Source organism: Cupriavidus sp. 94F1, from assembly GCF_057798875.1.
In genome coordinates this window covers 497,666-513,130 of sequence record NZ_JBYOJT010000005.1, presented here as the reverse complement: position 1 = coordinate 513,130, position 15,465 = coordinate 497,666, and the positions used below count along the sequence as shown (strand labels likewise).

10 protein-coding genes are annotated in these 15,465 nt (G+C 69.1%); 2 read left to right on the top strand and 8 right to left on the bottom strand.

All coding sequences use genetic code 11. The annotated features are described in order from the left end of the window. Positions 1–15 precede the first annotated feature (15 nt). From AC3FJ6_RS15915 to AC3FJ6_RS15880, 8 genes are all read right to left on the bottom strand, one after another. Positions 16–2,262, bottom strand: a complete 2,247-nt coding sequence (locus tag AC3FJ6_RS15915) for a catalase (protein ID WP_488772788.1) — start codon at positions 2,260–2,262, stop codon at positions 16–18. A gap of 105 nt (positions 2,263–2,367) precedes the next feature. Then, positions 2,368–3,378, bottom strand: a complete 1,011-nt coding sequence (locus tag AC3FJ6_RS15910) for a diguanylate cyclase (protein WP_488772787.1) — start codon at positions 3,376–3,378, stop codon at positions 2,368–2,370. A gap of 5 nt (positions 3,379–3,383) precedes the next feature. Further along, positions 3,384–4,415 (bottom strand): chemotaxis response regulator protein-glutamate methylesterase, encoded by a 1,032-nt coding sequence (locus AC3FJ6_RS15905; RefSeq protein ID WP_488772786.1) that lies wholly within the window; start codon positions 4,413–4,415, stop codon positions 3,384–3,386. Further along, entirely contained in the window at positions 4,412–6,721 is a 2,310-nt protein-coding gene (locus AC3FJ6_RS15900) for a hybrid sensor histidine kinase/response regulator (protein ID WP_488772785.1), read from the bottom strand. The genes AC3FJ6_RS15905 and AC3FJ6_RS15900 overlap by 4 nt, the downstream gene beginning before the upstream one ends. Beyond that, complete coding sequence (locus AC3FJ6_RS15895; protein WP_488772784.1) at positions 6,718–7,416, bottom strand: chemotaxis protein CheW; 699 nt, start codon at positions 7,414–7,416, stop codon at positions 6,718–6,720. The genes AC3FJ6_RS15900 and AC3FJ6_RS15895 overlap by 4 nt, the downstream gene beginning before the upstream one ends. Beyond that, positions 7,409–8,677, bottom strand: coding sequence for a CheR family methyltransferase (locus AC3FJ6_RS15890; RefSeq protein ID WP_488772783.1), 1,269 nt, complete (start codon positions 8,675–8,677; stop codon positions 7,409–7,411). The genes AC3FJ6_RS15895 and AC3FJ6_RS15890 overlap by 8 nt, the downstream gene beginning before the upstream one ends. Next, positions 8,674–9,147: a chemotaxis protein CheW gene (locus tag AC3FJ6_RS15885; RefSeq protein WP_488772782.1), complete on the bottom strand. Its 474-nt coding sequence runs from the start codon at positions 9,145–9,147 to the stop codon at positions 8,674–8,676. Before AC3FJ6_RS15885 ends, AC3FJ6_RS15890 begins: the two co-directional genes overlap by 4 nt. A gap of 21 nt (positions 9,148–9,168) precedes the next feature. Further along, positions 9,169–10,788: a methyl-accepting chemotaxis protein gene (locus AC3FJ6_RS15880; RefSeq protein WP_400395652.1), complete on the bottom strand. Its 1,620-nt coding sequence runs from the start codon at positions 10,786–10,788 to the stop codon at positions 9,169–9,171. A 289-nt stretch (positions 10,789–11,077) separates the two neighbouring features. On the opposite strand from AC3FJ6_RS15880, the gene AC3FJ6_RS15875 reads away from it, so the two are divergent. Continuing rightward, complete coding sequence (locus AC3FJ6_RS15875; RefSeq protein ID WP_400395650.1) at positions 11,078–12,403, top strand: putative bifunctional diguanylate cyclase/phosphodiesterase; 1,326 nt, start codon at positions 11,078–11,080, stop codon at positions 12,401–12,403. A gap of 261 nt (positions 12,404–12,664) precedes the next feature. Further along, positions 12,665–15,307, top strand: a complete 2,643-nt coding sequence (locus AC3FJ6_RS15870; protein ID WP_488772781.1) for a DUF6600 domain-containing protein — start codon at positions 12,665–12,667, stop codon at positions 15,305–15,307. Positions 15,308–15,465: the final 158 nt, after the last annotated feature.

The following is a 15,465-nucleotide window of genomic DNA, read 5'->3' as shown; positions in this document are numbered from 1 at the left end:
GGTCAGCCGCACCGCCTAGGCCGGAATCTTCATCGCATCGGGCCGTTGCCACCAGCGGTGCTGGCCCACCGCGTCGAGAAACGCCTGATGGGTCTTGGCATCCTCGCTTTTGCCGATCACCAGGCCCGGACCGGCAAAGCCGCCCTGTATGCCGGCGCGCCGCGCGGCTTCGGCCACCAGCATTGCACCGCTACCGCCGGCACCCACCGCCTTGAAGTGCTTGTAGGCCTCGCTGACGAACAGCAACGCGCGCGGATCGGGGTCAGCCGGCGGGTTCTTGCCGTCTGGCACGTAGACCGCATCGAACAGCACCGAGCCGACGGACGCCAGTGCATAGTCCACCGGCAGCGCGGCGCCGCCTGCCGTGGTCACGCTGCTGGCGCGCGGGCCGACGATCTTCGCGCTGGCGCGCAGCCCTTCAGCCAGCGATTGCAGCGACTGGATCGCGGCATCGTCCACGCCGTCGTTGACCAGCACCGCGATCTTGCGGCCCGTGATGTCGCCCTTGGGTTGCGCGTCGAGGCTCAGCGCAGGCGATGTCTGCACGCCATAGTCGTTGATCTGCACCGCCGGCCCGACCGGCTCCACGGCGATGCCCAGCTGCTGCGCCACGCCGTCTGCCAGCTCCTGCGCGATATGCACGATCTGCCCCACCACGCGCGAGCGGATGGCCGGGTCCTGCACCTTGGACAGCTCGAAGCTGTAGGCGTCGATGATCTGCTGCTTTTCCACGTCGGACTGGCTGCGCCAGAACAGGTTGGCCTGCGAGAAGTGATCGGCAAACGTATTGCTGCGCACGCGCGCCTTGACCGCGCCATCTTCGGCCGGCGCCGGATAGTGGCGGTACGCGTCCTTGTCGCCGGCCAGGAACGGGCAGCCGCCACTGACCGAGTTTGGCTGATAGCTTTCCTTGCCCTGCACCACGGTTTGCCGCATGAAGCCGTCGCGCTGGTTGTTGTGGACCGGGCATAGCGGGCGATTGATCGGCAGCTCGTGGAAGTTGGGACCGCCCAGCCGGGTGATCTGCGTGTCGATGTACGAAAACAGGCGCGCCTGCAGGAGCGGATCGTTGGTGAAGTCCATGCCGGGCAGCAGGTGCCCCGGGTGAAACGCCACCTGTTCGGTCTCGGCGAAGAAGTTGTCCGGGTTGCGGTTCAGCACCATCCGCCCGATGCGCTTCACGGGCACCAGTTCCTCGGGGATGATCTTGGTCGGGTCCTGCAGATCGAAGCCCAGCTTGAGCATGTCGGTCTCGGGCACCAGCTGCACGCCGAACTCGTATTCGGGGTACTGGCCCATCTCGATCGATTCCCAGAGGTCGCGCCGATGGAAGTCGGGGTCCTTGCCATTGATCTTCAGCGCCTCGTCCCAGATCAGCGAATGGGCGCCGCCCACGGGCTTCCAGTGGTACTTGACCAGCGTGGCCTCGCCCCTGGCATTGATGAGCCGGAACGTGTGGACGCCAAAGCCCTCCATGGTGCGGAAGCTGCGCGGAATGGCGCGGCCCGACATCGTCCACAGCACCATGTGCATCGATTCGGGCTGCAGCGAGACAAAATCCCAGAACGTGTCATGGGCCGACGCCGCCTGCGGAATCTCGTTATGCGGCTCCGGCTTCACCGCATGCACGAAGTCCGGAAACTTGATGCCGTCCTGGATGAAGAATACGGGGATGTTATTGCCCACCAGGTCGAAGTTGCCCTGGCGGGTATAGAACTTGGTGGCAAAGCCGCGCACGTCGCGCGCCAGGTCGGCCGATCCGCGCGAGCCAGCGACCGTCGAGAACCGCACGAAGACCGGCGTCTTTTCTCCGACGCGGGTGAACAGTTCGGCCGTCGTGTAGTCCTCGATGGACTCGGTCAGCTCGAAATAGCCGTGCGCTGCCGCGCCGCGCGCATGGACCACCCGCTCGGGGATGCGTTCGTGGTCGAAGTGCGTAATCTTTTCACGCAGGTGGAAATCTTCCAGCAGCGTGGGGCCCCGCAAACCGAGCTTCAGCGAGTCGTCATCCTCGGGAATCTGCAGGCCCTGGTTGGTGGTCAGCGTCTTGCCGGCGTTCGATACGACGTTGCCGACGCTGGGCGATCCCAGCCGCTCGGGGCGGCCGGAAAGGCGGTCTGCCACGGCTTTTTCGTAGGTGCCGTCCTGATTGCTGCCGGATGCGCGGTCCTGGCTGGGATTGTCGCCGGAGTGCTGGGGCGTGGTCTGGCCCGTAGGCACGGTCGTCGCTGAGGTTGGCTTCGGTGGGGACTGATCGGGCATGACGGCGCCTCCTTTGCGTTCCATGACGTATTGGGGAACCGTTTGTTCTGCAGAATGCGTGCCATGCCCGCACGCGCGCCTTTTGCCCGCCGCCGCGCCGGGCCGCTACACCATCACCACCTGGTTGCGGCCGTTGCGCTTGGCCTGGTACAGGCCGGTATCGGCCGCCTCGACCAGTCGGCTGAAGTTGCCGTCGCTGTCAGGGACGATCACGGCACCGCCGATGCTGACCGTCACGAAGCCGCTGGTGGGCGATCCGCTGTGCGCGATGCGCAGCGTCTCGATCGACCGGCGCACCTTCTCGGCCAGCAGGCGCGCGCCGCCGGGCGATGTGGCCGGCAGGATCATCGAGAACTCCTCGCCGCCAAAGCGCGCGGGCAGGTCCGCCGGCCGGGCGCAGTTGTCGCGGATCACGGAGGCCACGCGGCGCAGCACTTCGTCGCCCGCCACGTGCCCGTAGGTGTCGTTGTAGGCCTTGAAGGCATCGACGTCGATCATCAGCAGCGCCAGCTGGGTCTGTTCGCGCTGGGCGCGCTTCCACTCGGCGCCCAGGTATTCATCGAAATAACGCCGGTTGGACAGCCCGGTGAGGCCGTCGGAATTGGTCAGGCGCTGCAGTTCCAGGTTGGTCTCCAGCAGTTGCTGCTGACTCTGGCGCAGCGCGCGGTAGGCCTCGTCGCGCTGCAGCAGGTTCAGGTACGAGCGCGAGTGATAGCGGATGCGTGCCACCAGTTCGATCGTGTCGGGCAGCTTGACCAGGTAGTCGTTGGCCCCGGCGGCAAACGCCGCGCTCTTCATCGTGGGCTCTTCCTTGGTGGACAGCACGATGATCGGAATATCGCGCGTGCCGGCGTTCTCGCGATAGCGGCGCACCAGCGTCAGCCCGTCGGTGCCGGGCATCACCAGATCCTGCAGGATCACGGTCGGCTGCGTGCGCTCCGCCACGGCCACCGCGTCCTCCGGGTTGGCGCAATAGTGGAAGTCGATATCGGTCTCGCCGGCCAGCGCGCGGCGGATGGCTTCGCCGATGATGGCCTGGTCATCGACCAGCAGCACCATGGCCAGGTATTCGTTGCCGGCGGCCGACGGATCGGCCGGGTTCCCAAGTCTAGGCATTTCCATTACCCCTTGTTTCTTGTTGTCTCCTGCCCGCCGAAGGCCCGGATCAGCCGGGGTGCGATGCGTGGCAGCGGCAGGATCTCGCTGGCCGCCCCCAGCGTGGCGGCGGCCTTTGGCATGCCATAGACGGCACTGGTGGCCTGGTCCTGCGCGATGGTCAGGAAGCCGCGCTCGCGCATGGCCTTGAGGCCCTGCGCACCGTCACGCCCCATGCCGGTCAGCAGCACGCCCACGGCCTCGCCGCGCCAGTGTTCCACCACGCTTTCGAAGAACACGTCGATCGACGGGCGGTACAGATAGTCGCCCGGTTCGGGCGTGTAGGCCATCCGCGTGCCGCCCACCAGCCGCAGATGATCGTTGGTGCCGGCCAGCAGCACGGTGCCGGGCTGCGGCGTTTCGCCGGCGCGAGCAATGCGCACCGGCAGCGGGCTTTGCGCGTCGAGCCATTCGGCCATGCCTTGTGCAAAGGCCTCGTCCACGTGCTGCACGGCCACCACCGCCGCGCCGAACCCGGCGGGCAGGGCACCCAGCAGCGTGGCCAGCGCGGCCGGGCCGCCAGCCGACGCCCCGATCGCCACCAGCCGGGGGGCGGCCGGTGCCAATGCGGCTGCCGCCAGCCGGGGCGGCGTCTGGGTGCGGCCCGCCAGCAGGCGGCCGATATTGCGGATCTTGCGCAGCAGCGGGCCCGCGGCGAGCGTGGCGTCCGACTGGGTCAGCGTTGGCGTGTCGACGGCGTCGATCGCGCCGTGCCCCATGGCGTCGAACACCTGGTTGGCATTGCGCCCCAGGTCCATCGTCACCACCACGATCGCGCACGGCGTGGCCGCCATGATGCGGCGTGTGGCTTCCACGCCGTCCATCACCGGCATCAGCAGGTCCATCAGGATCAGGTCGGGCGTCTGGCTGGCGGCCATCTGCACGCCCTGCTCGCCGTTGCCGGCGACCCAGATAATGTCGAGCGATGGGTCGAGTGCCAGCGCGCGGCGTAGTGCGGCCACGGCCAGTGCGGAGTCGTTGACAATGCCGATCTTCATGCGCGTGCCTCGCCGATCAGGTCCCGCACGGCATCCAGCAGCGCGGTGTCATGGAAACTGCCCTTGGCCAGATAATAGTCCGCCCCGGCCTGCATGCCGCGTTCGCGGTCCTGCTCGCGGTCCTTGTACGACACGATCATCACGGGCAACTGCGTCAGCCGCGGGTCGCTGCGGATCCGCGTCACCAGTTCGATGCCGTCCAGGCGCGGCATGTCGACGTCGGTGATGACCAGGTCGAACGCCTCGGCGCGCAGCACGTTCCAGCCATCCATGCCGTCGACGGCCACGCTCACGTCGTAGCCCCGCCCGGCCAGCAGCTTGCGCTCCAGTTCGCGTACGGTCAGCGAGTCGTCGATCACCAGCACGCGCTTGCTGCGCACGACGGCCTTGTCGGCGGCCGACTGGCGTACGCGCTCGATGCGGCCTTCGGACACGAGCTTTTCCACTGAACGCAGCATATCCTCGACGTCGAAGATCAGCACCGGCGTGCCGTCGTCGGTCAGGCTGCCCGCCGCGATATCCTTGATCTTGCCCAGCGCCTGCGCCAGCGGCTGCACCACCAGCATCCGTTCGCCCAGCAGGCGATCCACGGCAATGCCGTAGACGCGCTCCTGTTCGCCAATCACCACCACGGGCGTGGTGTCGCCCTCGCGCGGCGGCTCCGGGCGCTGCAGGATCTGCGCGGCGCTGACCAGTCCCACCGGACGGCCTTCGTGGCGAAAGTGCTGATGCCGCTCGGTCTGCTCGATGGCGTCGCGCGGCACGGCCACGGCGCGATGCACGAGCCCGAGCGGAAAGGCATAGGCCTCGCCTGAGATTTCCACCAGCAGCGCGCGCACGACGGACAGCGTGAGCGGCAGTTCCAGATGGAAGTGCAGGCCGCTGCCGGGCTGCTGCGACAGCTTCAGGCTGCCACGCACCGCGCGGACCATGTCTTGCACAGCGTCGAGCCCGACGCCCCGGCCCGACACTTCGGACACCGTCTCGCGCAGGCTGAAGCCGGGCAGCAGCAGGAATTCGAGCATCTCGGCCTGCGACAGCCGCGCGGCGGTGTCGGCCTGGGCCAGGCCTCGGCGCACGATGGCCGCGCGCAGCGCATCGAGATCGACGCCGGCGCCATCGTCGAAGATCTCGATCACCAGGCGGCCGGCGTTGTGGCGCGCCATCAGCGTGATGCGTCCTTCCTCGGGCTTGCCAGCGGCACGCCGCGCGTCGGGAGGCTCGATGCCATGGTCCACGGCATTGCGCAGCAGGTGAGCCAGCGGCGCATCGAGCTGTTCCAGGATGTCGCGATCGACCTGCGTCTGCTCGCCGGACAGCTCCAGGTGCACGTGCTTGCCCAGCGCGCGGCCCAGATCGCGGACCATGCGCGAAAATCCGGTCATACCGTCCGACAGCGGACGCATGCGGCACGACAGGGCCGTGTCATAGATCCGGCGCGACAGGCGGCTGGCGCGATGATCGTACTGGTCGAACTCGTCCACGCGCTGCGACAACTGGCCGTGGCCGTCTTCGAGTAGCTGGCGCACCTCGGCCAGCGCGGCACGCATGCGCGGCACCGAGCCCTCGGGCGCGTCCAGCAGCGCCTGCACGCCATCGAGCGCCTGCAGCGCGCGCATCTGCTGGCGGCGCGCCTGCTGCAGGGCGCCGCCGAACGGCCGCAGCCAATGCGATTCGACCATGGCTTCGCCGGCCATCGCCAGCAGACGATCCAGGCGATCGGCATTGACGCGCAGCATGCGCTCGTGCGTGCCGCCGCCGGGCGCCGGTTCTGGCGCGCTGTCGTGAGACGGCGCAAGATCCGGGTCGGCCGCAGGCGCGGCGGCGTGTCCGGCCTCTTGCGGATGTGCCAGCGGTGGCGGCGCCAACGTGGCGCCGGGCGGCGGCAGGGCTTCGTCGCCGTCAAGCAACTGGCTCATCCGCGCGATCCAGGCGTCGATCTCGGCCCGGCCCTCGCCTTCGGGCCAGTCGAGGTTGCCGCCGGGCGGGTGGCCGATACGCTGAAGCAGGTCGGTGCCTTGCAGCAGGGCGTCGATATGGGCGGGCGCCAGCACGATGCCGCCGCGCTGGGCCGCGACCAGGCAGTCTTCCATGACATGCGCCACACGCACGCCGCCATCGAGCCCGACGATCCGCGCCGCGCCCTTGAGCGAATGGGCGGCACGCATGCACGCTTCCAGATGCGAGGCGGCGGCGGGATCGCGTTCGAGCGCCAGCAGGCCGGTGTTCAGTACCTCGGCCTGCGCGTCCGCTTCGAGCGCGAACAGGTCCAGCATCGAGGCATCGCGCAATTGCTCGGGGTTCATGCCAGGCTCCGCGACAGGGCCTGCCGCAGCAGGTCGGCATCGAGCAGCCCGACGCTATGGCCGGCGTGTTCGAACAGCGCCTGCGTATAGCGTGACGAAGCGCGTGTCAGCGTGGCGGGCAGCGGCAGCAACGCGTGACGCGGCACGTGCTCGACACCGGCCACCTCGGCCACCGGCAGCGCGATGGCATTGCGGCCCTGGCCCAGGATCAGGCAGCGCGCGGCCTGCCGGTCGGCACCTTCCGGGGCGCCGAACAGCAGCGCCAGCGATACGCAGGTCAGCAGCACCCCCCGTACCGCAGCCACGCCGATCAGGGCGGCATGGCGCCGGTGCGGCAGCGAATGCACGGGAACGGGCGCCGTGATCTCTCCGAGCGCGGCGGTGGGCAGCGCCAGCCATTCGTCACCGACGCGAAAGATCAGCAGCGACTGGCCGGCGGCGCGATCGATGCCGGTGGCGGCGTTGGCGCCGGCATTGTCGATGGTGCTGTCCCACAGGCTGCCGGCCGAGAGCGAATCGAGCACGGTCACGGCGGCCTGCGCATAGACCGGGCAGTTGCGGCAGCGCAGGTGTTCGTCAAGCTTGGGGCAGGAGCGGTCGCCGCCGGTGCCGATGCGGCGCCAGCAGTCGTCCACGGTGCCGGCGGCCAGGCCGGGCAGCGTGTGGGGGGCGTGTTGGACGATCGAATCAGCCATGGCTCGGTCGGGCATGTCGCTGGGCGCGCTCGCGCAGCCGGTGGGCGCCCGAGGCATCGCCCTCGCTGTCGAGCAGGGCGGCCAGATGATAGAGCGCTTCTTCGTGGGCCGGGTCAAGATACACCGCCTTGCGGTAGGCGGCATGCGCATCGGCGATCCGGCCGGCCGCGTCGTGCAGCACGCCCAGCAGGCACCAGCCGTCTGGCGACGATCCATGTCCGGTCAGATACTGCTGGCACGCGGCCGTGGCGGCATCGAGTTCGCCCCGGTCGGCCATGGCCGAGATCGCGGCCAGCGTGTTGCCGGCCGCCACTGTGGCGGTGACGCCGGCCGTCGGCATTTGCGCGGTCCGGGGCGCTGGCATGGCGGCAGCCAGCGCCGGGTGCCGGATGGAGGCCGCAGGCTTCCAGGCCGGTGGCCGTGGCAACTGTGTCCTTGCAGCCGGGGCTGTGTCAGCCGGCGCGGGATGGAACGCGAACGCTAGCGGTACGCCGGCGCCGGGCAGCCCATCGCGCGTCAGCAGGCTGGCTTCGGCCGGCCCCACGAAGATCAGTCCGCGCGCGGCGGTCAGGCGCCGCAGTGTCTGCACCGTCTGCTGCTGCGTGGCCAGATCGAAATAGATCAGCAGGTTGCGGCAGAACACGAAGTCGTAAGGCCGTTCGTCGGCCAGCAGCCCGGGCGACATCAGGTTGCCCTGCAGCAGCCGCACCTGCGCCCGGACCTTTTCCGACAACTGGTAGCCGGTGGGCGTGGGCGCGAAATAGCGGTCGCGGAAATCGGGCGGCGCGCCGCGAAAGGCGTTGCTGCCGTACAGGCCTGCGCGGGCGCGTTCCAGTGCGCGGGCGCTGACGTCCACCGCATCCACACGGAAGCGGTCGGCCGGCAGTCCCGCATCGAATAGCGCCATGGCGATCGAGTACGGTTCCTCGCCGGTCGAGCACGGCAGGCTCAGCACGCGCAGCAGGCGCTCGCCGTCGCCGAACGCACGGTGCGCGGCAAAGCGGCCCAGCGCCAGCAGGGCTTCGCGGTGGCGAAAGAACCAGGTTTCGGGGACTACTACGGCTTCGATCAGCGCTTGCAGTTCGTCAGGCACCGCGTGCAGCAGGTTCCAGTAGGCGGCGGGGTCCGGGGCGCCAACGGCCTGCCGGCGCTCGTCGACCGCGCGGGCGATCACGGCCGGCCCGATCGCGGCGGCGTCCAGCCCGATGCGTTCCTTGAGCAGCGCTTCGATCTGCGTGGGGGGATGCGGCAGATCCGTCATGCGGGGTTTGTCTCCGGAAACAGCAGCGTGTGTACCGCGTCGGGCAGCAGGTTGGCCACGCGAATCCATTGCACGAGCCCGCGCGCGTCCTGGCGTACGGGGCCAAGATAACGCGCCGGGCCCGGGTCGATGCCGCTGTCGACGAACGACGCCGGGTCGCAGCGCAGGGTATCGGTGGCGTATTCCAGCCGCAGCCCCAGCAAATGCATGGCGTCATCGGCCGCACCGGGGCGCCGGTAGTGGACCAGCACGGTGCGCGTGCTGGTGCGCGCGCCGGCTGTCACGCCGGTCGCCAGCGCGGTCACGTCGATCACGGGCACGGTCTGCCCGCGCCGCGTCATCAGCCCGCTGACCCACGGGGGCGACCCGGGAATCTGCTTGGTGGCGGTCAGCGGCAAGACCTCGGCCACTTCGGCGCTATCCAGCGCGTAGTAGTCGGGGCCGATGCGAAACAGCAGGAAGAGCGCCATGGGGACGGGCGGCTGGGCCGCTCAGACCTTGAAACGCGACACGCCGCTGCGCAGTTCGTTGGCAACCAGCGTCAGTTCGTCGATGGCCTGGCTCGACTGGCGCAGCGATTCCACGGTCTGCTGCGCCGCCTCGGACAGCTGCATCAGCGCCTGGTTGATCTGCTCGGCGCCGCCGGCCTGGGCCTGCATGCCTTCGTTGACCATCTGCACGCGCGGGGCCAGCGACTGCACCTGGCCGATGATCTGCGACAGCTGGTCGCCCACCTGGGTCACCTCGGACATGCCGCGCCGCACTTCCTCGGAGAACTTGTCCATGCCCATCACGCCGGCCGACACGGCCGACTGGATCTCGCGCACGATCTGCTCGATGTCGTAGGTGGCCACGGCGGTCTGATCCGCCAGGCGGCGGATCTCGGTGGCCACCACCGAAAAGCCGCGGCCGTATTCGCCGGCTTTTTCGGCCTCGATCGCGGCGTTCAGCGACAGCAGGTTGGTCTGGTCGGCTACCCGGGCGATGGTGGTCACCACCTGGTTGATATTGCCGGCCTTCTCGTTGAGCGTGGCCAGCCGGGCGTTGACCGATCCGGCGGCGTCCATCACGTGGTGCATGGTGGTTTCCATGCGCGACAGCCCCACCTGGCCGGTACCGGCCAGTCCGGCGGTCTGTTCCGCCGCGTGCGACACCTCGTTCATGGTGCGCACCAGGTCGCGCGAGGTGGCCGCGATCTCGCGCGACGTGGCGCCGATCTGCGTGGTGGTGGCGGCCGTTTCGGTGGCCGTGGCCTGCTGCTGGCGCGCCGTGGCGGCGATCTCGTTGACGGAGGTCGTGACCTGGATGGCCGATCGCTGGGCCTGCCCGACCAGCGAGGTCAGCTCGCCGGCCATCTGGTTGAAGCCGGCCTCCACGGCCTGGAATTCGTCGCGGCGGTTCAGTGTCATGCGCTGGCGCAGGTCGCCGCCACGCATGGCGCCCAGCAGCGACACGATCGAACGCATCGGGGCGGTGATCGCCCGCAGGAGCAGGTAGCCGCAGACCAGGGCAGCCAGCACGGCGATGGCCAGCGCCACCTCGATGCTGGTCTTGGCGGCGCTGACCGAATCGACGATGCCGGCGGCGGCCCGGTCGCTGACGGCGCCGTTGTCGTCCACCAGATCCTGCAGCGTCTTGCGGCCTTCGGCCCAGACGTCATGGGCGCCGCCGCGCAGCGCGGCTTCGGCGGCGGCCGTATCGCGCCAGCGCGTGGGATCGAGATAAGGCTGGGCAGCTTGCTCGTATCTTGCGCGAACGTCGAGGAACGCCTTGAAACGGGCTCTATCCTCTTCGCGCTGGATTGAATCGGCATACAGCTTCTGAAGCTTGTCCAGCCGGCGCGTGGCGTCCTCGGTCTGGGACAGCAGCCTGGCGCGCTGGGCCGGGTCGGATGCCGTGACGGTCTGCCAGGCCAGCACGTAGATTTCGCCCCAGACGCCGCGCATGCCGGCGCTGTAGTTCAGGCCGGGCAGCGCGTCGGTGCGCATGACCGTGGTTTCATGCTCGATGGCGGACAGGCGGTTGTAGGCCGTCACGCTCATCAGGGTCATGACCAGCAGGATGAAGGTGAAGCTTGCCAGGATGCGCGTGCGGATGGTCCAGTGGTTCACGGTCGATGGAGTTTCTCGTTGGGCGGACGGCCGCGGCCGGCGGGACTGGCGGGGGGCGGTCTGCCAGGGCCCACACTCGGATAAGGGGTATCCCTCGAATGGGTGGTAGGCGTTTGCGGCGTAGGGTACTGTAACGTCCGGGTCATTTCAACGCCGGCGGCCTTCCGCCAGCCCGCGCCGTTGCGCGGCAGCGGCGCCAATTTGTAGCCCTTGCTTTTTTCAAAGTTTTCGTCACACTTGCCAGATAGCTTGAGCGGGGAAAATGTTCATCACAACTGATAGGGCAGGGATGGTGGCCAAGTCGGAGGCACAGGTGACTGGCGCCTTGCCGCCGGCGGATCTGGATCCGCTGACCGGCGTGGTCGTCCGCCAGGCATTCTTGAAGCGGGTCGAAGCACGTCTGCATGGCGAGACGACGCCCCGCTTTGCCCTGTTGCTGGTGGGCGTCGACGATTTCCGCGCCTTCAATGACATGCACGGCCACCTGGAAGGCGACGCGATCCTTCAGCATGTGGCCCGCCGCCTGCGCGACGCCTCGCCGCGCGATGCCGTGGTCGGCCGGGTGGGCGGCGACGAGTTCGGCGTGCTGCTGACCTCCATTTCCGATCCCACGCTGGTGCGCCACGTCAGCGCGGCCATCCTGTCGATGCTGTCCGCCCCCTATGAGCTGGGCGGCAACCGCCATCACGTGCTGGCCAGCCTGGGCGCCTGCGTGATGCCGGCCGGCGGCGATTCCACGGCCGACGTGCTCGCGGCGGCCAGCCTGGCGCTGGCCCGGGCCAAGCACGACGGCGGCCGCACCATCCGCTTCTTCAAGCCGCAGATGCGCGCCGACGTGACGACGCGCCTGTCGCTCGTCCAGGCCCTGCGCGAAGCCTACGCCCAACGCCAGTTCGAATTGCTCTACCAGCCGCAGGTGGATTTGCGCGACGGCCGCGTGGTGGGCGCCGAAGCGCTGATGCGCTGGCGTCATCCCACGCTGGGCCTGCTGACCCCGGCGGCGTTCATCGACGCGCTGGCCGCCAGCAGCGTGGCCGCCGACGTGGGCATGTGGCTGCTGCATACGGCCTGCGCGCAGGCGCGGGCGTGGTCGCTGACCTTCCCCGACGCGCCGCGCGTCGCCATCAACCTGTTTGCGGCGCAGCTGGCCGAAAGCCGGCTGCTGACCGAGGTTCGCCACGTGCTGCGCGCGCTGGAACTGCCCCCGGACCGGCTGGAGATCGAGATTACCGAGACCATCGCGCTGCAACAGGGCGACGAGGTATCTGACCAGCTCCAGGCGTTGCGCCGCGACGGGGTGACGCTGACCTGCGACGATTTCGGCACCGGCTACGCGTCGCTGAGCTTCCTGAAGTCGTTCCCGGTGGACCGGCTCAAGATCGACCAGTCCTTCATCCGCAACGTCACCCACGACAATGTGGATGCCGCCATCGTGCGCTCGGTGATCAATGTCGGTCAGAGCCTGCGGATCGGCGTGGTGGCCGAGGGCGTGGAAACCGCCGAGCAGCGCGACTTCCTGCTGCGCAACGGCTGCATCGAAGCCCAGGGTTATCTGTACGGCAGGCCGATGCCGGCCGACCGCCTGACCGACTTCCTGCGCAACCAGCCGCGCTGAGTGGCGGCGCCGAACGCCGATGCTGCAATGCAGCGTCGGGCGCCTTCGTCCCTCTGGGGCCACGCCGGCCTGCCCATAATCCCTGCATCTGCAAGACTTGTATCCGCCTTTGTCCCGCATGCCAGCGCGCGGCGGCGGGGAAATATGTGCTTACAAAGTCTGGTACACAGGCCCGACGCTCCGCCGTTATCCGATATACGGTGGCAGCGGGTGCTTGCCGCCAAGGTCGCCGGCACGGCCCACCGGAATCAGGTAATCGATATGCAATCCCGTCATCGCTTCACGCTCGTGCCAGCCGCCATCGGCCTGGCCGCCGCCGTCCTGGTCCAGGTGAACGCCCGGGCACAGGACTACAGCCCGGGCGCGCCGGGTTTGCCGCCCGGCTATATCCAGCAGGACCCCAACGATGCCAACGTACTGGGCGATCCGTCCGCGATGGTGGCCGACCCGCCATCGCGCATTGCCACGGTCACCGACATGGCCGGCGGCCTGAGCTTCGCGCCAGCCGGCTCGGACGATTGGGCGGCCGTGGGGTTGAACCGGCCGATCACGACCGGCGACCGGCTCTGGGTGGACCCGGGCGGCCGCGCCGAACTGCACGCCGGCGCCACGGCGGTGCGGCTGGGCGGGGGCACTGCCGCGACGATCCTGAACCTCGACGACCGCGCCACCCAGGTAAAGCTGACCCAGGGCACGCTGCAACTGCGCGTGCGGGCGCTGCCGGCAGACCAGCAGGTGGAAATCGATACGCCAAATCTGGCATTTGTACCGCGCGAGCCGGGCGACTACCGGATCGACGTGTCGCCCGACGGGACGTCCACGCTTGTGTCGATGCGCCATGGCAGCGCCGTGCTGTATGGAGATACCCGGTCGATCGAACTCGGTCGCGGGCAGCGCATGCGGTTTGCGGGCACCGACCTGGCGGACGCGGGCACGGGCAACTATCCGCCGCCCGACAGCTTCGACCAGTGGACCGCCGCGCGCGATGCACGCGCAGACGCGTCGCCGTCGGCGCGCTATGTGCCGCCCGACATGACCGGATACACCGCGCTGGACGATTACGGCGACTGGCAGCAGGACCCCGGCTATGGCGCCGTGTGGTTCCCGCGCGAGGTGGCGCCGGGCTGGGCGCCTTACAGCACGGGCCGCTGGGCGTGGGTGGCGCCGTGGGGCTGGACCTGGATCGACGACGCGCCGTGGGGCTTTGCGCCGTCGCACTACGGGCGTTGGGCCCACTTCGGCAGCCGTTGGGGCTGGGTGCCGGGGCCGGTGGCGGTGCGCCCCTGCTACGCGCCGGCCGTGGTCGGTTTCATCGGCGGCACCAGCGTCCGCATCGGCGGCGGCCCGGGCGTGGCCTGGTATCCGCTGGGGCCGCGCGACGTCTACCGGCCCGTGTACCGGGCCAGTCCGCGCTATGTCACGCGTATCAACAATTTTCCGGTCAACGACACGTGGATGCGCGGCGGCGACCGTGACCGCTGGGTGAACCGCAATGTGCCGGGCGCGATCACGGGCATGCCGTCGCGCAATTTCGTGGAGGGCCGGCCCGTACCGCGGGGCAGCCATCGCGACGAATGGCGCCAGCTGCCGGCGGGCGAAGCGCGCGGCGGGCCGATCATGGCCCCGGTGAAGGCCAGCCTGATCGGCGGCGCGCGGCCGCAGGGTCTGCCGCCGATGGCGCGACAGGGATTTGAACGGCAAGCCATCGCCGCGCACCCGCCCGGGCGCGTTGGTGTGGACGACCTGGCCCGCCGTTTTGCCCGCGAGGGCGGGACGGGCGGCGCCGGGCCGGCCTGGCACGGGCCGACGCCCGGCGCGGACTACCGCCGTCAGGGTCAGCCCGGTCAGCCCGGCCGTGACGACGCGCGCCGCGGCCCGCAACCGGGGCAGGCCTGGCAGCCCGACGTCCGCATGAGCCAGGCCGCGCAGGCAGGCCGTGGGCCGGGGCAGCGGCCCGACGGGCTGCGCAGCGGGGTGTCGGATGCCCAGCGCCAGCAGTTCGAGCAGCAGCGTGACCAGCAGCGCCAGTTGCACGACCAGCAACGGCAGATGCAGGACCAGCAGCGGCTGTCCACGGACAACCAGCGGCAGCAACAGCAGGCGCTGCAGCGGCAGATGCAGGATCAACAGCGGCAGATGCAGGACCAGCAGCGGCAATCGCAGGATGCGCAGCGCCGGCAGCAATTCGACCAGCAGCGCGCGCAACAGGAGCGCCAGCAGCAGGACGTCCAGCGGCAGGCGCAGGAGCGCCAGCAGCAGTTTGACCAGCAGCGCGTGCAGCAGGAGCGCCAGCAGCAGGACGTCCAGCGCCAGGCCCAGGAACGCCAGCGACAGTTCGACCAGCAGCGCGCACAACAGGAGCGTCAACAGCAGGACGTCCAGCGACAGGCGCAAGAGCGCCAGCGGCAGTTCGACCAGCAGCGCGCGCAGCAGGAGCGTCAACAGCAGGACGTCCAGCGACAGGCGCAGGAGCGCCAGCGGCAGTTCGACCAGCAGCGCGCGCAGCAGGAGCGTCAGCAGCAGGACATGCAGCGGCAGGCGCAGATGCGCGATCAGCAGCAGCGGCAGGTCCAGGAACAGCAGCGCCAGCAGATGGAGCAGCAACGTCAGCAGGCCGCGCAGCGCCAGCAACTGGAGCAGGCGCGTCAGTTCCAGGAACAGCAGCGTCAGCAGTTCGAGCAGCAGCGGCAACAGGCCGTGCAGCGCCAGCAGATGGAGCAGCAGCGCCAGGCGCAGGAGCAACAGCGCCAGGCGCAGGAGCGGCAGCGCCAGCAGCAGGACCGGCAGCGGCAGTTCCAGGAGCAGCAACGCCAGCAACAGCAACAGCAGCAGCAGCAACAGCGGGCCCAGCAGGAACAAGCCCGCCATGCGCAGCAACAGGCGCGTAACGACGAGCGGCGCTGATCGCCGGGTGCGGTAAAGACAAAGGGCGTCCGGTTGTGCCGGACGCCCTTCGTTTCTCTCCACTTACGCTTTTTTTTAGACTGCTACATCAGTGCTGGCATGCCCGCCAGCGGGGTACAACTCCCTCCGCCTCTCTCTCTCTTCCTTGTGGTGCTGCT